At 59.8% G+C, this 22,608-nt stretch carries 19 protein-coding genes; 11 read left to right on the top strand and 8 right to left on the bottom strand.

Features of this window, described 5'->3' with window-relative positions; translation table 11 throughout:
- Positions 1 to 3: 3 nt before the first annotated feature.
- Positions 4 to 2,613 (bottom strand): ATP-dependent chaperone ClpB, encoded by a 2,610-nt coding sequence (gene clpB, locus LJ738_RS00705; RefSeq protein WP_227784406.1) that lies wholly within the window; start codon positions 2,611 to 2,613, stop codon positions 4 to 6.
- A 238-nt stretch (positions 2,614 to 2,851) separates the two neighbouring features.
- Between clpB and LJ738_RS00700 the strand changes: the two genes are divergently transcribed.
- Complete coding sequence (locus tag LJ738_RS00700; RefSeq protein ID WP_227784405.1) at positions 2,852 to 3,865, top strand: hypothetical protein; 1,014 nt, start codon at positions 2,852 to 2,854, stop codon at positions 3,863 to 3,865.
- A 138-nt stretch (positions 3,866 to 4,003) separates the two neighbouring features.
- On the opposite strand, the gene LJ738_RS00695 is transcribed toward LJ738_RS00700, so the two are convergent.
- Positions 4,004 to 5,593: an ABC-F family ATP-binding cassette domain-containing protein gene (locus LJ738_RS00695; RefSeq protein WP_227784404.1), complete on the bottom strand. Its 1,590-nt coding sequence runs from the start codon at positions 5,591 to 5,593 to the stop codon at positions 4,004 to 4,006.
- 245 nt (positions 5,594 to 5,838) lie between these two features.
- Between LJ738_RS00695 and LJ738_RS00690 the strand changes: the two genes are divergently transcribed.
- Entirely contained in the window at positions 5,839 to 6,405 is a 567-nt protein-coding gene (locus LJ738_RS00690; RefSeq protein ID WP_317206780.1) for a VOC family protein, read from the top strand.
- 273 nt (positions 6,406 to 6,678) lie between these two features.
- Here the strand turns inward: LJ738_RS00690 and LJ738_RS00685 are convergent, their stop codons facing one another.
- The 5 genes from LJ738_RS00685 to LJ738_RS00665 form a co-directional block, all read right to left on the bottom strand.
- Positions 6,679 to 7,401, bottom strand: coding sequence for an NADPH-dependent F420 reductase (locus LJ738_RS00685; RefSeq protein ID WP_227784403.1), 723 nt, complete (start codon positions 7,399 to 7,401; stop codon positions 6,679 to 6,681).
- Between the two features lie 117 nt (positions 7,402 to 7,518).
- A complete protein-coding gene (locus LJ738_RS00680; RefSeq protein ID WP_227784402.1) occupies positions 7,519 to 8,052 on the bottom strand; it encodes an NUDIX hydrolase in 534 nt (177 codons plus the stop codon).
- Between the two features lie 354 nt (positions 8,053 to 8,406).
- Positions 8,407 to 11,016: a TonB-dependent receptor gene (locus LJ738_RS00675; protein WP_227784401.1), complete on the bottom strand. Its 2,610-nt coding sequence runs from the start codon at positions 11,014 to 11,016 to the stop codon at positions 8,407 to 8,409.
- Between the two features lie 278 nt (positions 11,017 to 11,294).
- Positions 11,295 to 11,867, bottom strand: coding sequence for a hypothetical protein (locus LJ738_RS00670; RefSeq protein ID WP_227784530.1), 573 nt, complete (start codon positions 11,865 to 11,867; stop codon positions 11,295 to 11,297).
- Positions 11,868 to 12,296: 429 nt separating this feature from the next.
- Positions 12,297 to 12,674, bottom strand: a complete 378-nt coding sequence (locus LJ738_RS00665) for a VOC family protein (RefSeq protein ID WP_227784400.1) — start codon at positions 12,672 to 12,674, stop codon at positions 12,297 to 12,299.
- 770 nt (positions 12,675 to 13,444) lie between these two features.
- Between LJ738_RS00665 and LJ738_RS00660 the strand changes: the two genes are divergently transcribed.
- Together LJ738_RS00660 and LJ738_RS00655 are read left to right on the top strand one after the other, a co-directional pair.
- Positions 13,445 to 13,927 carry a hypothetical protein gene (locus LJ738_RS00660; RefSeq protein WP_227784399.1) on the top strand — a complete coding sequence of 161 codons (483 nt, stop codon included), beginning with the start codon at positions 13,445 to 13,447 and terminating at the stop codon, positions 13,925 to 13,927.
- Positions 13,928 to 14,327: 400 nt separating this feature from the next.
- Positions 14,328 to 16,481, top strand: a complete 2,154-nt coding sequence (locus tag LJ738_RS00655) for a glycoside hydrolase family 97 protein (RefSeq protein WP_227784398.1) — start codon at positions 14,328 to 14,330, stop codon at positions 16,479 to 16,481.
- Between the two features lie 28 nt (positions 16,482 to 16,509).
- Here the strand turns inward: LJ738_RS00655 and LJ738_RS00650 are convergent, their stop codons facing one another.
- Positions 16,510 to 17,115: a TlpA family protein disulfide reductase gene (locus LJ738_RS00650; RefSeq protein WP_227784397.1), complete on the bottom strand. Its 606-nt coding sequence runs from the start codon at positions 17,113 to 17,115 to the stop codon at positions 16,510 to 16,512.
- Between the two features lie 250 nt (positions 17,116 to 17,365).
- Here LJ738_RS00650 and LJ738_RS00645 point away from each other — a divergent pair, with 250 nt between their 5' ends.
- The 7 genes from LJ738_RS00645 (at position 17,366) to LJ738_RS00615 (ending at position 22,590) form a co-directional block, all read left to right on the top strand.
- Complete coding sequence (locus LJ738_RS00645; protein ID WP_227784396.1) at positions 17,366 to 17,689, top strand: ArsR/SmtB family transcription factor; 324 nt, start codon at positions 17,366 to 17,368, stop codon at positions 17,687 to 17,689.
- 64 nt (positions 17,690 to 17,753) lie between these two features.
- Positions 17,754 to 18,572: a sulfite exporter TauE/SafE family protein gene (locus LJ738_RS00640; RefSeq protein WP_227784395.1), complete on the top strand. Its 819-nt coding sequence runs from the start codon at positions 17,754 to 17,756 to the stop codon at positions 18,570 to 18,572.
- A 36-nt stretch (positions 18,573 to 18,608) separates the two neighbouring features.
- A complete protein-coding gene (locus LJ738_RS00635; RefSeq protein WP_227784394.1) occupies positions 18,609 to 19,964 on the top strand; it encodes an MBL fold metallo-hydrolase in 1,356 nt (451 codons plus the stop codon).
- Between the two features lie 200 nt (positions 19,965 to 20,164).
- Positions 20,165 to 20,458, top strand: coding sequence for a rhodanese-like domain-containing protein (locus LJ738_RS00630; protein WP_227784393.1), 294 nt, complete (start codon positions 20,165 to 20,167; stop codon positions 20,456 to 20,458).
- A gap of 47 nt (positions 20,459 to 20,505) precedes the next feature.
- Entirely contained in the window at positions 20,506 to 21,066 is a 561-nt protein-coding gene (locus tag LJ738_RS00625) for a YeeE/YedE family protein (RefSeq protein WP_227784392.1), read from the top strand.
- 17 nt (positions 21,067 to 21,083) lie between these two features.
- Entirely contained in the window at positions 21,084 to 21,494 is a 411-nt protein-coding gene (locus LJ738_RS00620; RefSeq protein ID WP_227784391.1) for a DUF6691 family protein, read from the top strand.
- Between the two features lie 40 nt (positions 21,495 to 21,534).
- The gene (locus LJ738_RS00615) at positions 21,535 to 22,590 is read left to right on the top strand and encodes a c-type cytochrome (RefSeq protein ID WP_227784390.1); all 1,056 of its coding nucleotides are present in this window, start codon (positions 21,535 to 21,537) and stop codon (positions 22,588 to 22,590) included.
- Positions 22,591 to 22,608 lie beyond the last annotated feature (18 nt).

The raw sequence follows: 22,608 nt of genomic DNA, 5'->3' as shown, positions 1-22,608 counted from the left end.
TAATTACACCGCGGGCATTTCCACGTTCTCGAATTTCACCTGGCCGTCTTCCAGCACGGCTTCTACCACGGCGTCTTTGTGCACGCGGCCGGAGAGAATGTCCTTCGACAGCTCGTTGAGAATGACGCGCTGCAGCACGCGCTTGAGCGGGCGGGCGCCAAACTGCGGGTCGTAGCCCTGCTCGCCCAGGTAGTCGAGCACTTCGGGCGTGGCTTCCAGCCGGATGCCAGCTTCTTCCAGGCGGTGCTGGATTTGCTTGAACTGGATGTCGACAATCTTGCGGATTTCCTTGCGCTTGAGGGGCTGGAACATCACAATTTCGTCGATGCGGTTCAGGAACTCGGGGCGCATGTGCTGCTTGAGGCGCTCGATGACTTCCTCGCGGGTGCGGTCCACCACTTCGTCGTGGTTGTACTCATTCAGCTCTTTGAAGTTTTTCTGAATGATGTCGGCCCCGGTGTTGGAGGTCATGATGATGATGGTGTTCTTGAAGTTCGCCACCCGGCCTTTGTTGTCGGTGAGGCGGCCATCATCGAGCACTTGCAGCAGGATGTTGAACACGTCGGGGTGCGCTTTCTCAATCTCATCGAGCAGCACCACCGAGTAGGGCTTGCGGCGCACCGCCTCGGTGAGCTGGCCGCCTTCGTCGTAGCCCACGTAGCCGGGAGGTGCCCCGATGAGGCGCGACACGGCGTGGCGCTCCTGAAACTCGCTCATGTCGATGCGGACCATCGAATTCTCGTCGTTGAACAGGTACTCGGCCAGGGCCTTGGCCAGCTCGGTTTTGCCCACGCCCGTCGAGCCCAGGAAGATAAACGAGCCGATGGGCCGCTTGGGGTCCTGCAGGCCGGCGCGGGAGCGGCGCACGGCATCGGAAATGGCCGCGATGGCCTCGCTCTGGCCGGCCACGCGCTTGCCCAGTTCTTCTTCCAGGTGCAGCAGCTTCTCGCGGTCCGACTGCAGCATCTTGCTCACCGGAATACCGGTCCACTTGGCCACCACCTCGGCAATGCTTTCGGCCGTGACTACTTCCTGCAGCAGGGTGCCGCCGTCTTTGTTGGCGTTGGCCTGCTCCTGCAGCTCCTTGAGCTTGGCTTCGGCTTCCTGAATCTTGCCGTAGCGCAGCTCCGCTACGCGGGCGTAGTCGCCCTGGCGCTCGGCCTGCTCGGCTTCTACCTTGAAGCGCTCGATGGCTTCTTTCTGGGCCTGGATGGCAGAAAGCACGCCTTTTTCGCTTTCCCAGCGGGCCTTCAGGCTGTCGCGGCGGTCGTTCAGCTCGGCCAGCTCCTTGCTGAGGATGGCTTCACGGTCCTTGTTGTTTTCGCGGCGAATGGCTTCGCGCTCAATTTCGAGCTGCATGATGCGGCGCTGGATTTCGTCGAGCTCCACGGGCATGGAGTTCAGCTCAATGCGCAGCTTGGCGGCGGCTTCGTCCATGAGGTCGATGGCCTTGTCGGGCAGGAAGCGGTCGGTGATATAGCGCGAGCTCAGCTCCACGCAGGCAATCACGGCGTCGTCGGTGATGCGCACGCCGTGGTGCAGCTCGTACTTCTCCTTGATGCCGCGCAGGATGCTGATGGCGTCTTCCTGGGTGGGCTCGTCTACCATCACGGCCTGGAAGCGGCGCTCCAGGGCCTTGTCTTTCTCGATGTACTTCTGGTATTCCTTGAGCGTGGTGGCCCCGATGGCGTGCAGCTCGCCGCGCGCCAGGGCGGGCTTGAGCAGGTTGGCGGCGTCCATGGCGCCCTCGCCCCCGCCACCGGCCCCGATGAGGGTGTGCATCTCGTCGATGAAGAGCACAATTTGCCCATCCGAGTCGGTTACTTCTTTGATGACGGCTTTGAGGCGCTCCTCAAACTCGCCCTTGTACTTGGCGCCGGCCACCAGCAGGCCCATGTCGAGGCTCATGATGGTTTTGTCGCGCAGGTTTTCGGGCACGTCGCCGGCCACGATGCGCTGGGCCAGGCCCTCCACGATGGCGGTTTTGCCCACGCCGGGCTCGCCGAGCAGCACGGGGTTGTTTTTGGTGCGGCGCGAGAGGATTTGCAGCACGCGGCGGATTTCCTCGTCGCGGCCAATCACGGGGTCCATCTTGCCGGCGCGCACCTGCTCGTTGAGGTTGCGGGCGTAGCGGTTCAGGCTCTGGTACTGGTCTTCGGCGCTCGGGCTCGTGACCTTGCGGCCGCCGCGCAGCTCCTGAATGGCGGCTTTCAGGTCTTTCTCATTAAAGCCGGTGTCTTTGAGCAGGGTGGCCACGGCGTCCTTGCCGCCGAGGATGCCCAGCAGCAGGTGCTCCACCGACACGAACTCGTCGCCCATGTCCTTCATCACCGTGTTGGCGCGCTGCACGGCGGCGGCGGCCTCGTTGGCGAAGTAGGGCGAGCCGCCGCTCACCTTGGGGTAAGCGGCCACGATGGCATCGAGCCGCGGCGTGAGGATGTTGAGGTTAGCGCCCAGCTTATTGGCCAGAAACGTGAAGACGCTTTCGTCGCTCTGGAAGAGGCCCTTCAGCAAATGGCCCGTTTCCACGGCCTGCTGCTGGTTGCCCCCGGCGATTTCGGTGGCCTTCTGCACGGCCTCCTGCGCCTTGATGGTGAAGTTTTTAAAGTCCATGATGCGAGTCTCTAAGTAGGTGCTTCGGGTTAGGAAGTGTACGAAGGGAATAGCAAATGGGGTGCGAGAGTGGGCTTTCGGACTTTTTGGCGGATAACACCGCTATAAACAACTAACAATAAGTAAATTTGTCACAACAGCATATTGCAACGATTTCCACCAACAAGAGAACGAGACCATGCGGGTTCTTTTCAGCTATTTTCTATACTATAGAAAAATACGAGTGCTAATAGTTTTTATGATAATTCTCGCGTCAATCGCCGCTTTAATGGCTACAAACATTAATCATCCGTTCGTAGAGCGAGCTGATGAACTGCAAAAACAGCTGATTACAACCAGCGGTATTTTCACAGCTTTGATGTTTGCTATACTAATGCCAAAGTTTTCAGAGAGAGGCATTGAAAGAAAACAACTGATTCAAGAATATAGAAATGACTGCAAGCAACTAGCAGCTTTCCGGTCGTTTATGCATTTTACATTGCATTTCGGCATGTTTAGCGAGCCAATCGTGTCTATGCTAAGGAACAAGTTCTTAAAAGGCAGAAGCTTTAACGACTACAGGTCCTCTTTAGAGATTGAAGAAGAACTAAATGATTTAATCAACTCTGAAAAGGTAAAACCTCAAGACAGTGGTAAAATGCATTTGTATGCAGCAATAAGAGATTTTGCTTATGAAGCATCTGCAGGTGGAATCAGTTTCTATAGAAAGCATTCGGAATATACGTTTTCTCTAGAAAAACTACAGTATCTACAAGAGTGCTGTGGAGCCATTTGGTATTCCTTTGACAAATATAAATACTTAAGTGAGCCATTCAATTACAATTATAATGAGCAGCACGACTACTGGAACAAGAGAATGGAAGAATTAATCCCAAGCTTTTCTCTTGAAGAAAAAGCCCCTAAAGACAAGGCAAAGTTTGTAATGAACCAAGCTGGTATTTATGAGCAATTTATTGGTGCTATGATAAATAAAATGGATAAAATACTTTACACTCTATCACCAAACACTTTTTCATCAATTTCATTTGACACAATATTTATTTTAGCATTTGGCGTTGTAATTCCGTTATACACCCTCCTTTTTGAAACCAGCCCACTAACCAGTCAAATTATAGGCTTTACCTGCTTTTCAATAACAATTACGTTTATAATCAATTTCGTTTTTGATTTATACTTATTTTTTAATAAAGACTGGTTTAAGGATAAATACGAAGAAGAAATATACCCGCTTTACCCAGAAGACCGTTATTAATCTACAATAAATACAGATTCACATAATTAACACAGAAGCTTGAGTTTCTTCAGCGGCGGGGGCAGCGGGCGGGGCGGTGGGAAGCTCGTTAGAACCCTATACTCTTAGCTCCTCCAAGCTGCTGCAGTTTCTCAAAGGCTAGCCCAACCGGAGGGTTCGTGCCACCTGCAGTTGCTGCAGGAAATATTCATCGTGGGACACCACCACGAGGGTGCCGTGATAGTCGTGGAGGGCGGCCGTCAGGATTTCCAGGTTCTGGATGTCGAGGTTGTTGGTGGGTTCATCCAGCACGATGAGGTCGGGCGCCTGGTGGCTTATCATCAGGCAGCAGAGCAGCAGCCGCATTTTCTCGCCGCCGCTCAGGGTACGGCACGGTTTGGCCCAATAGTCTTTCGTAAACAGGAAGCGGGTGAGGCGAATCTTCACTTCGTGCTCCTGCAGCCCCGCCGCATTGAAGTGCTGCGCCTGCTCGTACACCGACAGCTGGTCGTGGATGAGGGAATAATCCTGGTCGATGAACACCGCTTTGCTCCCGGCCCGGTGCAGCGTGCCCCGCGTAGGTTCCAGGTCGCCGAGCAGCAGCTTGATAAGTGTGGTTTTGCCAGAGCCGTTGGGCCCGTGCAGCGCCAGCCGCTCGCCGCTGTGCAGCTGGAAACTCAGGTCCTCGGGCCACAGCTGGCGGGCGCCATAGCCGTAGTTCAGGCCGGTGGCGGCGAACAGGACTTTGCCTCGGTGCAGGGCCGACTGGTCGAAACCGAACTTCATTTTGTCGGTATCGGGCAGCTCCTTCCGCAGCTCGCTCAGCTCCTGCGACAGCGCGCCCACTTTCTCGGCATGAATGCCCTTGAGGCGGGAAGCGCTGTTTTCGGCGCTGTTGCGCATCATGCCCAGCACAATGGCGGGCAGGCCGGCCTTGTCCTGGTTTTTCTTGCCGCGGGCGTCCTGCTTTTGCTTGCGTTCGAGGGCTTCGCGCTCGGTTTCGCGGGCTTTGCGCAAGGCTTTTTCGCGGCTCTTCACGTCCTGGTTCAGCGCGTGGCTTTCCACTTGCTTTTGCTCGGAGTAGAACTCGTAGTTTCCGCCGTACAGGGCAATGCCGCGCCGGCTCAACTCACACACCGAAGGGAGTAGGTTCAGCAGTTTGCGGTCGTGGCTCACCACCAGCAGGGTACTTGGGCTGGCTTTGATGAAGTCGTACAGCAGCTGCCGGCCGGCGGTGTCGAGGTGGTTGCTCGGCTCGTCCAGCAGCACGATTTCGGGCTGATGAATGGCAATGCCGGCCAGGAATACATTGGTTTTCTGCCCGCCGCTGAGGCTGGCCATCCGTTGCATCAGGCCCACCTCGGCCAGGCCCCACTGCAGCAGGGCTTCCCGGCTCCGTTCCTCGATGGTCCAGTCGTCGTCCAGCACGGCCAGGTTGGCGTCGGTCGCTTGGCCATCCAAGATTTCCGCAAGTGCCGCGATTTTGCCTTCAATGTGCAGCGCCTGCGCCACGGTCAGGCCGTCGAACTGCCCGAAATGCTGCGGGATATAATACGGCGCCGAGCTGGCCGTAACCAGCCCAACCGAGGGCAACAACAAACCCGCAATAATTTTTAACAGCGTAGATTTTCCCACGCCGTTATTGCCAATTAGCGCAATCTTCTGGTGGTGGTTGACAGCCAGATTCAGGCCATCGAACAATACATCTTTGTTGGGGTGTGCATACCCGAGGTTTTGTAGAAGTAGCATGAGTTCTTTCTCAAAAAAGCGAACGGATATAGCGGCCCACAGCGCGGGGCGGCTACTCGATTTTTGAAAGAAATCAGCTATTACATAAACCGGTGTTTTCTGTTTGTAAGGGCGAATTTACGACTTCGCGCTTCATACACCGATGTGCGCGATATAATGCGGTTATTGACCTTGTAGCTCGTGCCTGCCATTGCGGCGGAGGCTGCACATTCACTAACGCGTAACGGCAACAAGGAAATGATACCTTGCCACTGCTTGTCAGGAAGGAGCTGATTATAATCCTTCCTAATGCGGAACGAAGCCCAGGAATGCCGCTCACAAATCACGGACTTGTTTCTTTTTCTCTGCCGCAATTTTCTGCAGCTCAACAATTAAAAAACAGAAAAATGGAAGAACCAGATACTGAAACGACCAATACTTATTCAGCTCCCGACACCACCCCCAAAGTCACTGGAATTGGGGGTATTTTCTTTTTTTCAGATAATCCACAGGAAACGAGGGCGTGGTATGCCCAAAACTTAGGGTTTGAGGTCAATGAATGGGGCTCAACTTTTGAATCCAGAAACGCTAACCAACCAGACGAAATCAACCAGCTGCAATGGAGTCCTTTCAAAAAAGGGAGTGACTATTTCGCTCCTTCAACCAAGGAATTCATGATTAACTACCGCGTTCAGAATATCGAAGGCCTGGTCGACAAACTCAAAGCAAACGGCGTCACCATACTGGACAGCATTGAGAGCTCCGACTATGGAAAGTTTGTCCATATCCTGGACGCCGACGGCAATAAAATTGAGCTGTGGGAACCCTGTTAACAGGACCGACACGGTAGAGTCATGTCACGCTGAGTTTGTCAAAGCATGATGTTCCAGAGGTGGTTTTTGGCAAAATCCAAACACGCTTGTCTTGCAAATCCGATTCCTTAAAATTTCAGTTGCGCGCAGTGGTGCTCACAGTGGACCATGGCAGGCAACGCTCCTTTATCAAACAGGCGCTCATCAAAAAGCCCCGGCAACTGCCGGGGCTTTTTGATGAGCGCCTGAGGTGACCGGCTAGCGGTTGCGGCGCAAAGCTGGTTTGGGCGGTTCTTACAACTGGATGCCTTGGGCCTGCATTTGTTTTTCCGCCGCGTTTTGGTTGGCCGCGTATTGGGCGTGCTGCTCGGGCGTGCGCTTGGTGCCCAGGCTGGCCAGGTGCTGCTGTAGCTCAGCGGCGGGCATATCGGCCCCGTACGATGGCGTGCCCGGCTGCTGCCGCCACGACTCGTGCAGGCTGCCGGCGTCTACGGCGTCGAAGCCCAGCTCCTCTACCAGGGCCATTACCTTTTGCTTGGCGGCGGCATCGTCGCCAGCCACGGGCAGCGAGATGCGGCCGGGCGTGCCGGCGGGCTTGCCCGAATTTTCGAGGTGCGCGGCGTAGATGTTGTTGAACACCTTCACCACCGGCCGGCCCAGGTGCTGCTGCACCCATTCGCTCTCGGTGAGGTCGCCGCTTTCCAGCTCGGGTAGCTGGCCATCGCGCAGCAGGGGGTAGTAGTTGCTGGTGTCGATGATGGGCACGTCGGCGGGCACGCCCTCAAACAGGTCCTTGGGCAGGTCGGGAATGCTTTTCAGCGGGATGGTTACCACAATGATGTCGCCGTGGCGGGCGGCTTCCCGGGCCGTAACGGGGGTAGCGCCGGTTTTTTGGGCCAGGTCCGTCAGCGTTTCGGGGCCGCGGGAGTTGGCAATGTATACCGAGTGGCCGAGGCTGGTGAGCCGCCCGGCGAGGGCGCTGCCGATGTAGCCGGCCCCAATGATTCCAATATTCATAAGTAGTAAATTGAGCTAGTGTCTTGTGAGCCGCTATTGTGTAAAGCGGCACGCTCTAAGACCACCTGCCCGGCAGGATTGTTTAGCGGCGAGCGGTGCGGCGGCTGGCGTGCGCCTTTACAGTTCCCACTCCCCCGCCAGCAGGCGCGGCAGCAACGGGTGTAGCATGCGGTAGGTGGCGCCCCACAGGTAGTGCGGCCCCACCCGCCAGAAGGACACCGGCTCGGGGTTGGGCCAGCCGGGGAAGTGCCAGTGCTCCTGGCCGGCGTTGGCCGGGTCGGCGAGGTGGCGCAGGGGCACTTCGAGCACCTCGGCAATTTCGGGCTGGGCCGCGCGCCACGTGGGCGGCGGAGCTATGCGGGCCAGAAACGGCGCAATGTGAAAGCCCGTGGTGCGCGTCTGCAAGGGCGGCAGCTCGGCCAGCACGTCGATGGCGGTGGCGGGCAGCCCAATTTCTTCTTCGGTTTCGCGCAGGGCCGTGGCCAGCAGCGAGGCGTCGGTGGGGTCGCGCTTGCCGCCGGGAAACGCCAGCTGCCCGCCGTGCACGCCGTGGTCGCCGCGGCGCACCAGCACGAGCGTAGGTTCGCCGGCCGCGTTGCGGAACACGGGAATGAGTACGGCGGATTCGCGCAGGGCAGGCGGAGGATTCATAAAGCTGGGGACGGGCGATGCTCGTGGCGAGGCACCTGGAAGCGGCCGCTACGCTGCAATATCAGCAGGCGCGGCAAAAGCCGGGAAAAGGCTACCTCTTCGGCACAAGCTGCGCTGCGCTAAACCCACGCTTGGGCAGTTGCAGAAGAGCCTATATCGCTAATTCGCCGCCCGCGCCCCCGGGAAACCGGGTGGGGCGCGGGCGGCGAATTTGCGAGGCTTGGAAACGCCAAGGCAGCAGCTCGCCCCACAAGCTGTGGGAAAAACTGCTGCCTTAACTGTATTCAATCGGCTTAACCATTCGGCCGGGCCAGCGCAGGGAGTCAACCCACTCTTGGGCAACGCGCGGCTTGGTTAGTTGCCGCCCTGGCCGTTGCCGCTGTCGCCGGCTTTCTGGTCGTCGTTGCGGATGCTGCGCTTGGGGCGACTGGGCTTGTTTTCCAGCTTGCCAAACCGGTAGCTGAAGGCGGCCCGCACGCCGCGGTTGTACACGTAGGTGGTGTTGGTCGAGACCGACTGGCCGGTGTCAAAGTCATTGGTCAGCTTCACGTAGGAGCTGAAGGGGTTGTCGGCGTTCAGGGTCAGGTCGCCTTTGCCTTTCCAGAGGTCTTTGCGCAGGCCCAGGGAGTACATCTGCCAGGGCGAGCTGGTGCCCTGCAATTGAATGCGCGGCGAGTTGAGCATGGCAAACATCTGGAAGCTGATGCCCTTGCCCAATTTATAGCCCGAGTTGATGTTGGCCGAGTACACCACGCCGCGGTTGCTGGTGTTCAGGGTCTTGCTGCTCAGGTACACGTAGAAGGCGCTGATGTTGCCGCTGATGTCCCACTTGGGCAGGGGCTTGGCGGAACCGAACAGGTTGAGGCCGTAGGTCTGGTTACGGGCCACGTTGCCGAAGGTGGCCAGCACCCGGCCGTTGGCGTCGGTGCTGTACACCCGCTCGATGGCGTTGTTGGTTTGGCGCGAGTACACCGATACGTTGATGCTGGTGCCCTTGGCGAAGGTATTCCAGTTCAGCTCGTAGTTGTCGGTGAATTCGGCGTTCAGCTCGGGGTTGCCCTTCGAGACGTTGCGCGGGTCGCTGGTGTTTTCGTACGGGTTGAGGTAGAAGATGCTGGGGCGCTGGATGCGCCGCGAGTAGGTGGCCCGCAGCGAGGAGCCCGGCTGCTTGAGGTTGCGCGTGAGGGCCACGTTGGGCAGCACGTTGGTGTAGGTCAGGCGGAATTCATTGTCCTGGTTCTGGAAGTTGCCGCGCAGGTCGGTGCGCTCCACGCGGGCGCCCAGGCGGGCGGTGTATTTCTTGCCCAGGCTGGTGCCGTAGGTGGCGTAGCCGGCCAGCACGTCCTGGTCGTAGTCAAACTTGTTGGTCAGGCTGGGCTCGATGCCGAACACGCCGGTCGTGAAGTTGGTACGGTACACCTCGTAGTCGCTGAACACCGTGCGCTGAATCATCTTGGCGCCCACCTCCACGGTTTGCTTCTCGCCAATGGGGTGCACGTAGTCGGTTTGCAGGGTGCTTTCGAGGTTGCGGGCCAGGTTGGGGCTCTGCTCGCGGTACTGTGGGTTGTTGAAATCGGGGCTGAGGAGCGGAAACTGCCGCACGTCGTAGTCGTTGTCGCGGCGGTTGCGGCTATGCTGGGCCAGCACCGTCCACTCGCGGCGGCTCTTGGCCCCGAAGCTGCGGGTGTAGGAGCCCAGCAGGTCGTAGCTGCGGTTGGTCGCGTCCATCGTCTGCTCGCGGGTGTAGTTGCCAAACAGCGGGTTGGTGCTGGTGGGCTGGCCCTCGTCGAGGGTGTAGCGGTTGTTGATGCCGAGGTCGAAGCTGTTGCCGAACTGGGCCGTGCTGAAGGTCAGGCTGAGGGCGTGGTTGGGCGCGGGCTCGTATTCCAGCCCAATGCGGCCCTGGCCGCCGCCGCCCGCGCCGGTGCCGTCGTTGCGCTGGTACAGGCGGCCCGTGGTCAGGACCGACTGGCCGTTGACCACCGTGCGCACGCCCCTATCGATGCGGTCCACTTCCTGGTCGCCGGGCGAATAGAAGGCGAAGGCGTTCACGCCCGCCGTCACGCCCAGCTTGCCTTTGCGGGCGTTGAGGGTGAAGTTGCCGTTGGAGTTGCGCGTGCCCAGGGCCAGGCCCACGTTGCCGTTCACGCCCTGCAGGTTGTTTTCCTTCAGCACGATGTTGATGATGCCGGCCGAGCCTTCGCCGTCGTACTTGGCCGAGGGCGAGGTGATGACTTCGACGCTCTTAATCTGGTCGCCGGGCAGCTGCTTGAGGGCCGTGGCGATGTCGCCCGAAATCACGGCCGAGGGCTTGCCGTTGATGAGGATGCGCACGTTGCCGGAGCCGCGCAGCTGCAGGTTGCCGTCGGGGTCCACGCTCACCATGGGGGCCTTGCGCAGCACGTCGGCGGCGGTGCCGCCTTTGTTGGTGTTGTCGGTGCCGGCGTTGTACACCAGGCGGTCGGGCTTGCTTTCCACCACGGGGCGCTCGCCGTTCACGGTTACTTCGTTGAGCTGCTGGGCGGCGGGCGTCAGGGCCACGGTGCCCAGGTCGAGGGTCATTTTGCCGTCGGCCAAAGTCACGGGCTGGGTGAGGCTGCCGTAGCCAATGAAGCTGAGCTGCAGGCGGTACTCGCCGGCGGCCAGTCCCTTCATGCTGAAGCGGCCTTTGTCGTCGGCCACGGTGCCGTCCACGGGCTTGTCGCCGGTGGCGGGCAGCAGGGCCACAGTGGCAAACTCCACTGGTTTCTTGGTGGCGCCGTCCAGCACCACGCCGCTGATGCGGCCGGTGCCGCGGGCGGCGGGCAGCGTTACCAGGGCCGGGGCGGTAGCGCCCGGTGCGCCCGTCGGAATGCCGGCGGGGCCACCCGCGGGACGTGAAGCTGGAGCCGCGGGAGCCTGAGCCACGGCTTCGTGAGCAAGCACACTGGCCAGGGCCAGCATTGGCAGTAAGGGGTTATTCATAAAAAGTGCAGAAAAAAGGTGGTCAGGAAAGCGGTGCGTGCAACGAGTAGGCAGGATTTATCATCCGCGCCTAATAGGTGTATCGCGGTACCCCAACGTTGCATTACATAAAAAGTATTTTTTTTCTATCCTTGTGGATTCCCACTTCCTGAAAGGCACATTTGGGCCTGTGGCAGCCGCGCAGCAGCCCCGGACACCGGCTCGGCCAGCAGCATTTTATTCACCACCCAGGCCAGCGCCCGCAACGCAAGAAGCTGCGGCGATGGGTGCCTAACCCGCTACGCCAGCTGGCGGTTTGAATGTGTGCCCGTGGCGGCCCGGCGAAACAGCAACCCCGAAACGGCCCACAGCGCGGCGAAAACTGCATTCGCACCTACCACATTCACCATGTGCACCTGGGGTTCGGCAGCAGCACCCGTGGGCTTCCAGATAAATAGCGCAATCACCGTAACCAGCACATAGGTCAGCGACGCCGCAAACATGGCATTGGACATGCCCAGCGGCCGGAAGCGCGCCACGAATGCCCCGACGAGGGCAACCGCCAGCACCGCCCCATACAGCAGATTGGCGGGGTTATCCTCACTCCCGACGAGCCCTACCGCTAGATTGGCCCACACGAGCAGCAGTCCGGCGGCCACCCCCAGGCCGGCGCCCAGGCGGTACATGGTATTGTCCCCCATCCGCGCAATCAGGACAAACGTGAGACCCGCGCCGAACAGCATCACGCCCGCGACAATGAAATCGGACAAGGTCCAATTCACTTCCGTGGTGAACTGCATTGCCACCAGGGGTATCAGCAATAGGAAGGCCGTAGCGAGGGCCACGCGGGTAAGGCTTTTGGCGAGTGTCATGGCAGTAGTCGTTTTGGTTGAGATGAGAGTTAGAAGAACCCTTTAAAAGCGGGTCACTTTGAACTAAGGAGCAGTGTCGGCGCGGCCGGAGCCAGGGCCACGGGACTGAAAAACAAGTACCAAGGGCTTCCCGCAACCTACCTCCCCCGCCGGTGGACGGCTTTATGAGATAGAACGATGCAAAGGAAACAAAAGAACTTTGCATTGCAAAGTGCCGCTTTAAAAAATTATTCACCTTTGCGATGGGCGTAAATATTTAGCTCAAGAATGGGACGATGGTAAAGCCCGTGGCGTGCTATTAGATGGGCGCCCGCCACCTGCATCTTTTGCTTGTACGCTGATAAGCATGAGCCACTTAGCTACAAAGCTTCTCAGAAGCTAGCCCCACCGCCTGGCCCGGCCCACGGCCTGCTGCTGGCCGCCCTAGCGCTACTTGCGCGGCATTTCCTGCAGCGTCCAGGTATTGCCATCGGGGTCTTGGAAGCCCGCGTACTTCATGCCGCCGCCCAGGTCCTGGATTTCGCCCATGGGCACGCCCCGGCCAGCCATCTCGGCGCGGGCTTGGGCAATATCGGCTACCACCAGATGCAAGCCGCGCAGGCAACCCACCGGCATGGCCAGGCCAAACAACCCCTCGCTCAGCACAATGGAACAACCCGAACCGGGTGGGGTGAGCTGCACCACCCGCACTGTGGGACTGGGCCGCACGTCGTGGTCGAGCTTAAAACCGACCTGCTCGGCATAAAACGTTTTGGCGCGGTCGATGTCGGTGACCGGCACCGGCACCAACTCAAGCTTCATCTCCATAAAGGCGTTGACGGGAGTAGGATTGGCAAGCAAAGTACAGCCACTTTTCCCTTACCCTTGCAGAACTCGGGAAGAACTTCTCGTGTGAGAAATCAGCTCAATTTTCTCCCCACCGGCCGGAGCATCGTGGGGCGGCCACGGGCAGGGTTGAGCTGGGCCTCACGGTACCTACTCCCCTGCCAGCAGGCGCGCTGCAAGGCACTGGGGCATATGTTCGTGCTCAATAGCTACCGGAGCGAAAACGAGCTACAGGCTACGCTGCTGGTAGTCGTCGAAGTCCGCTCATACTCCGTGAAGGGCCAGAGCGCGGACGAGCAAGTAGTACCAGGCATAGGGCTGGCACCCAGGCCAAGACCTCCTTCCCACCTCTGTTCTCCCGTCGCTGAAAAAAAATTTCTAAAAAGTCTGTAACGTTCTCCTACATGGGCGGTATCCACTTCTGAAAGCACTCTTCTCCGCCTGCCATATGCACGCCGCTCCACCGTGCAGCCCCTTGTGCTGCTGAGTTCTCCCCGAAGCCCTGCTCCGAAGAACTAAAACGCAATCCCGCCAGCCGCCCGGCTTTGTAAGCCGGCGCGAAGCCTGCGACAGAATTTCCTTGAATTCTGGCTCTCGATTATCAACTACACTGGGATAGAAGTAAGCCAAACAGGTAGAATAAACATTATCTACTATGCTTTGCATGCTACCCGGCATAACATTATACTTCTGTATAACCTGCTTCCTAGACCACCTTTTTTCTCCTTTTTCAACTCATCTTTTCTGCAACCATGAACTTCTCTTTCAACCTCCGCCCCACTCAGTCGCTCACGGCCGCCACTCCTGCCGCCGCTCCCCTACGCCTGGCTTCAGCCCAATCCCTGCGGGCTGCCTTGTTCGGCGGGCTGGCCATCCTGGGCTGCAGCAGTGCGGCGATGGGCCAGGATGCTCCGTCCGTTAAAGCTCAGCAAACCGATGCCCACACCCTGGCACTCACCGTCGAAAACCCCACCCAGCAGCGGGTACAGCTGGAAGTGGTATCATCCCAAGGCCACTACTCCCGCCTTCTGAATGAAGTGCACCACCGCCCTTCCTACGGCACCAAGCTCGGCTTCAACAAAGTGCCCGCCGGGGATTATGCCGTTCGGCTGCGCGTGGGGCGCGAGAGCTACCGCTACCATGTGCAAGTACCGGCCACTCCGCAAACCGCCATCTTGGTGCAGGAGCTGGCCCCGACCCCAGCCCAAGTGATGGTCGCCCAATCGGCTCGCTAACCGCGTCGGGCACACCAACCCTCCGTATGTAGCTCATCTGAGTTCAGTTTAAGCGAAAGGGAGGCCTAAAGCCCCGTCGAGTGACGGACCTTTAGGCCTCCCTTTCTGCCCTTCTTGGGAGGCACCGTCGGGGCGATGCTGCGCTGAGCTGCGGGGCCCAAGTGCCGCCGCGGTACCGGCTCCGAGCATTGGCTTGGGGAAATTTAATTGTGCTGTTCGTGAATGAGGCGCAGCCGAGTTAGTTGCGTGGGAGAGATGCGTCGGCCTGCTCAGTATAACGGGCTAAATAGCCACCTTTGCAGGATACTGGAAGCTGCTGCAGCTTCTGGGGCCTCACTTGCCTTTGCCAGGGCGGGTGGGGTTTTTTCGCAAATCCATCCCAACTCACCTCACTTCCTACATGCCCTCTCACCGCATTCCAACCGGGTGTTTTTCACTCAAAAGCGTCCGTCAAACCCTGACCATCCTCTTCCTCTGCTTCCTGTGGCAAACTGCCCTCGCGGAAGTAATTAAATCGCCCAATGGCAAGCTGACGCTCACGTTTGCCCTGCAGGCCGATGGCGTGCCCACCTACCACCTCACCTACAAGGGGCGCGACGTTATTAAAACCAGCAAGCTCGGGCTTGAGCTGAAAAACGCCCCGGCGCTCACCAGCGGCTTTGCCGTGGCAGACAGCAAGCAGCGCACCTTTGACGAAAGCTGGCAGCCGGTGTGGGGCGAGGTGAAAACCATCCGCAACCACTACAACGAGCTGGCCGTGACGCTAAAGCAGGCTGCTACCGACCGCACGGTGTGGGTACGCTTCCGCGTGTTCGACGACGGGCTGGGCTTCCGCTACGAGTTTCCGCGCCAGCCCAAGCTCGATTACTTTACCATCAAAGAGGAGCGCACGCAGTTTGCGCTGGCCGGCGACCACAAGGCCTTCTGGCTGCCCGGCGACTACGACACCCAGGAGTACAGCACGGTCACGTCCAAGCTCTCGGAAGTGCGCGGCAAAATGAAAGCCGCCGTGACGGGCAACGCCTCGCAGACCACCTTCTCACCCACCGGCGTGCAAACCCCGCTCATGCTCAAAAGCCAGGACGGGCTCTACATCAACATCCACGAGGCGGCGCTGATTGATTACTCCTGCATGAACCTGGAGCTCGACGACAAGAACTTCGTGCTGGAGTCACACCTCACGCCGGATGCCGTGGGCGACAAGGGCCTGATTCAGACGCCAGCGCTCTCGCCCTGGCGCACGGTCATCGTGAGCGATAAAGCGGGCGACATCTTGGAGTCGAAGCTGGTGCTGAACCTCAACGAGCCCACCAAGTTCAAAGACACCAGCTGGATTAAGCCGGTGAAGTACGTGGGCGTGTGGTGGGAGATGATTACGGGCAAGAGCACGTGGTCGTACACCAACATGGACAACATCAAGCTCGACTCGGTTGACTACAAGCAGGTGAAGCCCAACGGCACGCACGGCGCCACCACGGCCCACGTGAAGGAGTACATCGACTTCGCCGCCCTGCACGGCTTCGACGCCGTGCTGGTGGAAGGCTGGAACATCGGCTGGGAAGACTGGTTCGGCAAGCACAAAGACTACGTGTTTGACTTCGTGACACCCTACCCCGATTTCAACGTGCCCGAGCTGCAGCAGTACGCCGCCGCCAAAAACGTGAAAATCATCATGCACCACGAGACCTCGGGCTCGGTGCGCAACTACGAGCGGCACTTGGATTCGGCCTTCCAGTTCATGAATAAGTACGGCTACAACGCCGTGAAAACCGGCTACGTGGGCGACATCGTGCCCCTGGGCCACCACCACTACGACCAGTGGCTGATTAATCACTACAACTACGTGCTGGAAAAAGCCGCCGCGCACCACATCATGGTGAACGGCCACGAGGCCGTGCGCCCCACCGGCCTGGCCCGCACCTACCCCAACCTGATTGGCAACGAGGCCGCCCGCGGCACCGAATACGAAGCCTTTGGCGGCAGCAACCCCGACCACACCACCATCCTGCCCTTCACCCGCCTCATCGGCGGGCCAATGGACTACACGCCCGGCATTTTTCAGACCCAAATCAGCGCCATCAACCCGCAGAACAAGTCGTTCGTGCACAGCACCCTGGTGCGCCAAATGGCCCTGTACGTGACCATGTACTCGCCCCTGCAAATGGCCGCCGACCTGCCCGAGAACTACAACAAGCACCTCGACGCCTTCCAGTTTATCAAGGACGTGGCCGTGGACTGGGACGATACCCACGTGCTCGAAGCCGAGCCCGGCGACTACATCACCATTGCCCGCAAAGCCAAGGGCAAAAGCAGCTGGTTTATCGGCAGCACTTGTGATGAGAATGGCCGCACGTCGAACATCAAGCTCGACTTCCTGGCGCCCGGCAAAAAGTACGTGGCCACCATCTACGCCGACGCCAAGGACGCCCACTACGAGAAAAATCCGCAGGCCTACACCATCCGCAAACTGAACGTGACGCGCAAGACCAAGCTGGCGCAGTACTGCGCGCCCGGCGGCGGCTACGCCATCAGCGTGATGGAAACCACCAAGTAGCGGCACCTACAGAACCCGGGCGGAAGGGCTAACGCGCGGCCCTTCTGCTCAGGTTTTCCAGCGAGGCCTTAAACTCGGGCGTGTCGTATTCGGCCATGCCCTCATGCCGGGCGGCTACCTGGCCGTCAGGGCCGAGAATGACGGTGGACGGGATGGAGTTGGAGTCGAACGGCGCCGGCAGCGGGCCCGTGGGGAAATACAAGGGAAAGGTGAAGCCCTGGCTCTTCAGATACTTCTGGGCCTTGGCGGGGTTGTCGTCGAGCGAGAGCATCACGAAGGCCACCTTCGACTTATCAACCTTCTGGTATAGGGCCTCGATGCCGGGCATCTCGGCGCGGCAGGGCGGGCACCAGCTGGCCCACAGGTTCACGAACACGACCTTGCCTTTGAGGTCGCTCAGGCTCACGGCCTTGCCCTCCGGGGTCATCATCGGCAGGTTGTGCGGGTAAACCGGGCCACCGGTCGGCACCACCGGCAGCGCGGTGGTGGGGGCCACGGGGACCTCCGCTTTCCACAGCCCCGTGGCCAGCAGGCCGCGCTGCACGCCGCCGAGCACAATGGGCCGCAGGGGCGTGAGCAGCACGAAGGCAAGCAAAGCCAGCGGCAGCCAGGAGGTGATGGTCTTACGATTCATGACAGGAAATTTAAACGAGGGGACAAATGTAATATGAACCAAGTTTCATTTGTTAGACGCTTGCAAACTGACCCGGTGCTGCTATTACTCCGAAGCTGAATTAACCAGAGCTCCTGGCCCAAAACCAGCAAGGCATTGATTTCTAGACAGTCGCCATAAATTAACAGCTTTTCGGAACTAGCATGGAGGCGAAAGAGTTAGCCCAACACCGCCATCATATGAAGCTTCTTTCATACATTTACTCCATCAAATGAACACCCCTCTCCCCCCTCCTCCCATCGACCTGGGCCTCTCCGTTGAGAAGATGGAGAAGGTGGCTTTTATCCTGAAGACCACGGCCCACCCCACCCGCATTGCCATCGTGCAGCTGCTGGCCGCCCACGACAGCCTGTCGGTGACGGACATTAGCGAGCGGCTCAATGTGGAGCAAAGCCTGCTCTCGCATCACCTCGCGGGCATGAAGCTCAAGGGCATTCTGAGCAGCACCCGCGACGGCAAAAACATCTACTACGCCCTGAAAATGCGCGAAGTCATCGACGTCATTCAGTGCCTGGCCGGCTGCACGTTCCTGTAAGGGCCGCGGCTTTTTTTTGCCAAAACACATGAACAACTTATCATAAATTCATACGTCGCTCACCATGCTTCACCTCTTCGGCTACTTCGCGGCAATATTCATTGGGCTCTCCCTGGGCATCATGGGCGGCGGCGGCTCCATCCTCACGGTGCCCGTGCTGGTGTACCTGATGGGCGTGAGCCCGGTGCTGAGCACGGCGTATTCGTTGTTTGTGGTGGGCAGCACGTCGGTGGTGGGCGCGTCGGGCTACTTCCGCAAGGGGCTGGTGTCGCTGAGAACGGCCGTGGTCTTCCTGATGCCTTCGCTGCTGGCCGTGTTTGCGGTGCGCAAGGTGCTCATGCCGGCCATCCCGCACGTGCTGTTCACGGCCGGTAGCATCGTCTTCACCAAAGACTTGCTGGTGCTGGTGGCCTTTGCGGTGCTGATGGTGGTGGCCGCTACTTCCATGATTCGCAGCAAGCAGGCCGAAGAAGTGCTCGACGAGGAGCTGCACTTCCCGCACGCCTTCAACTACCCGCTCATCCTGACCATTGGGCTGGTGGTGGGCACGCTCACGGGCTTTGTGGGCGCGGGCGGCGGCTTTCTCATCATCCCGGCGCTGGTGCTGGGCGCCCGCCTGCCCATGAAGCTGGCGGTGGGTACGTCGCTGGCCATCATTGCCTTGAATTCGCTCATCGGTTTCACCGGCGACTTGAGCGCCGGCACGCCCATCGCCTGGACGTTTTTGCTGGGTTTTCTGGCCTTTGCTCTGGTGGGCATCGTCTTGGGCACCTACCTCGCGCGCTTCATTCCGGGCGGTAAGCTTAAGCCCGCGTTCGGCTGGTTTACGCTAGCTATGGGCACGTTTATCCTCACCAAGGAGCTGCTGTTTCACCACGCTTAATTCCCTATTCCTCTCACCCGTTTTTTGCTGCATCCCATGAAAATCGAACAGTTTGAAGACAAGGGCCTGGCCCACTTCTCCTACGCCATTCTGAGCGAGAGTGCCCGCGAAATCGTGCTCATCGACCCCGCTCGCAACCCGCAGCAATACTATGATTTTGCCCAGGCCCACAACGCCAAAATCGTGGCCGTTATCGAGACGCACCCCCACGCCGATTTCATTTCCTCCCACCTCGAAGTCGCGCAGGCTACCGGCGCCGCCATTCGCGTGAGCAAGCTGCTGGGGGCCGACTATCCGCATCAGGCCTTCGACGAGGGCGACTCCTTTACGGTGGGCAAGCTTACGTTCCGGGCCCTGAATACCCCGGGCCACTCGCCCGATTCCATCAGCATTGTGCTCAGCCGCGAGGGCCAGGACGTGGCTGTGTTCACCGGCGACACGCTCTTCATCGGCGACGTAGGTCGGCCCGACCTGCGCGAGAAGGCGGGCAACCTCACGGCCAAGCGCGAAGAGCTGGCCAAACAGATGTACCACAGCCTGCGCGAGAAACTGATGCCGCTGGCCGACGACGTGCTGGTGTACCCAGCCCACGGCGCGGGAAGCCTCTGCGGCAAGGCCCTGAGCGGCGCCAACAGCAGCACCATCGGGGCCGAAAAAATCGGCAACCCCATGCTGCGCCCGCTCAGCGAGGAAGACTTTAGCAAAGAGCTGCTGGCCGACCAACCATTCATTCCCAAGTACTTTGGTTACGACGTGGCCCTAAATAAAGCCGGCGCGCCGGCCTTTGCGCCCAGCGTGCAGCAGGTGCCGCGGCTGGCCCCCGGTTCCACCCTGGAGCCCAGCGTGCTGGTGGTAGACACCCGCCCCGAGGCCGAGTTCAAAAAAGGCCACGCGGCCGGCGCCCTCAACATCCAGCAGGGCGGCAAATTCGAAACCTGGCTGGGCTCCATTGTGGGCCCGGAAGAGCCCTTCTACCTGGTGGCAGTCGATGAAAAAAACCGCGAGGACCTGATTCAGAAAGCCGCCAAAATCGGCTACGAAACCCTGATAAAAGGCGCCCTGGTCGGCACACCCGCCACCGAGGCGACGCTGCCGCAGCTGGATGTAGCTCAATTTCGCCAGCACCCGGAAGCCTACACCATCGTGGACATTCGTAACGCGACGGAGCACCGCGACGAGCCGCTTTTTGCCGGCTCGCTGAACATTCCGCTGCCGGAGCTGCGCGAGCGGGCCCAAGAAATTCCGACCGACAAGCCGGTGGTGGTGCATTGTGCCGGCGGCTACCGCTCGGCGGCGGGCTGCAGCATTGTGGCCCCCGCGCTGGCCGGCACGCCGGTGCTCGATTTGAGCGAGGCCGTGAAGACCTTTCAACCCGCCGTAGCAGCCCACTAACCAGGCTATTTATCGAAAAGAACGTCATGCTGAGCTTGTCGAAGCATCTCAACCGCTTCGTTGAGCTAGTTAGATTACTCTAGTGGCAGAGATTCATCGACAAGCTCAGCATGACGTTCCTAATTTTTCCTTTTCACTTCTGATACTCCATCATCATGTTCGGTTTCACAAAATCTGCTGCCCCCGCTTTCCAAAACCTTTTGCCCGCGCCGTTCGCCGAGGGCCTGCGCCAGCCCGGCGCGGTGCTGCTGGATGTGCGCCGGCCCGACGAGTTTGCCAATGGCCATCTGCCCGGCGCCGTCAACATCGAAGTGACCAGCCCCGATTTTGCCCAGCGCATTGCGCAGCTGGACAGCACCAAGCCTACCTACGTGTACTGCCGCAGCGGGGCCCGCTCGGCCAATGCTGCCGGCCAGCTCAGCGCCGCCGGCTTTGCGCAGGTATCCAACCTGCTCGGCGGCGTGCTCGACTGGCCCGAACAGCTGGTGCGCTAAGTTGAGCTGGTTTCCTGCTTTTTACCTCGTTACGAATTCCTTCCTTCATGCTTGACCTCCTTCGCCAGTCCTGGCCCTGGTACGTGGCGGGCCCGCTTATTGGGCTAACTGTGCCGACCCTGCTGCTTATTGGCAACAAGGCCCTGGGCATCAGCAGCTCGTTGCGCCACATTTGCGCCGCCTGTGTGCCCGCGGGCATTCCCTTTCTCAATTATAACTGGCGGGCCGAGGCCTGGAACCTGTTTTTCGTGCTGGGCATCGCCATCGGCGGCTTTATCGGCTACCGGCTGCTGGGCCACCCCGCGGCGGTGGGCATCTCGCCAGAAACCGTGCACGACCTCAAAGCCCAGATGCACCTCACCGACTTCTCGGGCCTGGTGCCCCACGAGCTGTTTGCACTCGAAAACCTCACCAACTGGAAAGGCTGGGTGTTTCTGGTGCTCGGCGGCTTTCTGGTGGGCTTCGGCACGCGCTACGCCGGGGGCTGCACCTCGGGCCACGCCATCTCGGGGCTTTCTAACCTGCAATGGGTGTCGCTGGTGGCCGTGGTGGGCTTCTTTATTGGCGGCTTGCTCATGACCTGGGTGATTTACCCGATGATGTTTTAAGCTGGATTTATCTGCATATGAAAAACCTCAAATACCTGGTGCTGGGCATCTTGTTCGGCATCATTCTCACCAAAAGCGAAGTCATCAGCTGGTTCCGAATTCAGGAGATGTTCCGCTTCCAGAGCTTCCACATGTACGGCATCATCGGCTCGGCCATCGTCGTGGGGCTGATTTCCATTCAGCTCATCAAGCGCTTCCACGTAAAGACCATCAACGGGGAAGAAATCCGCATTGCCGACAAGCAGTACAACCACGGCACCTGGATTGGCGGCATCATTTTCGGCCTGGGCTGGGCCCTGACCGGCGCCTGCCCCGGCCCGCTGTTTGCCCTGCTGGGCAGTGGCGTGGCCGCGGCCGCCGTGCTCATTCTGGCTGCGCTGGCCGGCACCTGGACCTACAGCGCCCTGCGCGAAAAGCTGCCCCAGTAGCTCGCTTCGGCGCCGTCTCCTTTTGGTAACTTAGCTGCCCATGAAACCCACGGAAGCACAGGCGCAGCAACTGCCCCGGCTGGTTCGCCTGCTGATGTTGCTGACAGCCGCTGTGGCGCTGGTGCTGGTCGTGGTGTTGGCTCAACTCTACGGGCCCAAGGCCACGCGGGAGCCCGTGGCGGCGGAGGACGAAGCCGCGCAGGGCCCGCCCCCGCCCGGCAGCTACCACCGCCCGGCCACGCCGGCACCCGATACGGCCACTATTCCGCACACAGCGGCGGGCCGCGAAATTCGCTACGGCCGCGAGTTGATTGCCCACACGGCGCAGTATTTGGGGCCGCAGGGCTCGGTGGCGCACCTCACCAACGGCATGAATTGCCAGAATTGCCACCTGCAGGCCGGCGCGCAGGGCTTCGCTAACAACTACCTGGCCGTGGCCTCGACGTATCCGAAGCTGCGGGCCCGCTCGGGCTCGGTGGAAGGAATTGAAAAGCGCGTGGCCGACTGCATGGAGCGCAGCCTCAACGGCCGCGCCGTGCCCGACAGCAGCCGCGAAATGCGCGCCATTGTGGCCTACATCAAGTGGCTGGGCCAGGGCATCCCGAAAGGAAAAAAGGTGTACGGCACGGGCTTCGTAAAGCTCCCTTACCTGGCCCGGGCGGCCGACCCGCAGATTGGGCAAGCCGTGTATGCGGGCAAGTGCCAAAGCTGCCACGGCCACAAGGGCCAGGGCCAGAAACTGGCCGACAACGCCGGCTACCAATACCCGCCGCTGTGGGGGCCGGCCAGCTACAACGACGGCGCGGGCCTGTTTCGGGTCTCAAACTTTGCCAGGTACGTGAAAGCGGCCATGCCCTTCGGAGCCACCTTCGACCACCCCCAGCTCACCGACGAGCAGGCCTGGGATGTGGCGGCGTTCGTGAATTCGCAGCCGCGCCCGCACCTGGCCACCCCGCACGACTGGCCCGACATCCGCCAGAAGCCGGTGGATTATCCCTTCGGGCCTTATGCTGATGCTCTCACCGAGAGGCAGCACAAGTTTGGCCCCTACCAGCCCATCGAGGATGCGCACCGGCCGCCAGCTGCGGCGCATTAGCTTCGCCGGGGCCTGTCG

It is taken from the genome of Hymenobacter plasmatis, assembly GCF_020711255.1.
GTDB lineage: Bacteria > Bacteroidota > Bacteroidia > Cytophagales > Hymenobacteraceae > Hymenobacter.
The sequence above is the reverse complement of the archived record's forward strand: the minus strand, read 5'-3'. Positions and strand labels throughout refer to the sequence as shown.

Excerpts from the sequence above, each read along its gene's own strand:
- LJ738_RS00695 (WP_227784404.1), bottom strand. The coding sequence starts at position 5,593 with ATGCTACTTCTACAAAACCTCGGGTATGCACACCCCAACAAAGATGTA.
- LJ738_RS00625 (WP_227784392.1), top strand. The coding sequence starts at position 20,506 with ATGCTTGACCTCCTTCGCCAGTCCTGGCCCTGGTACGTGGCGGGCCCG.
- LJ738_RS00650 (WP_227784397.1), bottom strand. The coding sequence starts at position 17,115 with ATGAATCGTAAGACCATCACCTCCTGGCTGCCGCTGGCTTTGCTTGCC.
- LJ738_RS00680 (WP_227784402.1), bottom strand. The coding sequence starts at position 8,052 with ATGAATCCTCCGCCTGCCCTGCGCGAATCCGCCGTACTCATTCCCGTG.
- LJ738_RS00635 (WP_227784394.1), top strand. The coding sequence starts at position 18,609 with ATGAAAATCGAACAGTTTGAAGACAAGGGCCTGGCCCACTTCTCCTAC.
- LJ738_RS00645 (WP_227784396.1), top strand. The coding sequence starts at position 17,366 with ATGAACACCCCTCTCCCCCCTCCTCCCATCGACCTGGGCCTCTCCGTT.
- LJ738_RS00640 (WP_227784395.1), top strand. The coding sequence starts at position 17,754 with ATGCTTCACCTCTTCGGCTACTTCGCGGCAATATTCATTGGGCTCTCC.
- LJ738_RS00620 (WP_227784391.1), top strand. The coding sequence starts at position 21,084 with ATGAAAAACCTCAAATACCTGGTGCTGGGCATCTTGTTCGGCATCATT.
- LJ738_RS00700 (WP_227784405.1), top strand. The coding sequence starts at position 2,852 with ATGATAATTCTCGCGTCAATCGCCGCTTTAATGGCTACAAACATTAAT.
- LJ738_RS00660 (WP_227784399.1), top strand. The coding sequence starts at position 13,445 with ATGAACTTCTCTTTCAACCTCCGCCCCACTCAGTCGCTCACGGCCGCC.
- LJ738_RS00655 (WP_227784398.1), top strand. The coding sequence starts at position 14,328 with ATGCCCTCTCACCGCATTCCAACCGGGTGTTTTTCACTCAAAAGCGTC.
- clpB (WP_227784406.1), bottom strand. The coding sequence starts at position 2,613 with ATGGACTTTAAAAACTTCACCATCAAGGCGCAGGAGGCCGTGCAGAAG.
- LJ738_RS00665 (WP_227784400.1), bottom strand. The coding sequence starts at position 12,674 with ATGGAGATGAAGCTTGAGTTGGTGCCGGTGCCGGTCACCGACATCGAC.
- LJ738_RS00670 (WP_227784530.1), bottom strand. The coding sequence starts at position 11,867 with ATGACACTCGCCAAAAGCCTTACCCGCGTGGCCCTCGCTACGGCCTTC.
- LJ738_RS00675 (WP_227784401.1), bottom strand. The coding sequence starts at position 11,016 with ATGAATAACCCCTTACTGCCAATGCTGGCCCTGGCCAGTGTGCTTGCT.
- LJ738_RS00685 (WP_227784403.1), bottom strand. The coding sequence starts at position 7,401 with ATGAATATTGGAATCATTGGGGCCGGCTACATCGGCAGCGCCCTCGCC.
- LJ738_RS00615 (WP_227784390.1), top strand. The coding sequence starts at position 21,535 with ATGAAACCCACGGAAGCACAGGCGCAGCAACTGCCCCGGCTGGTTCGC.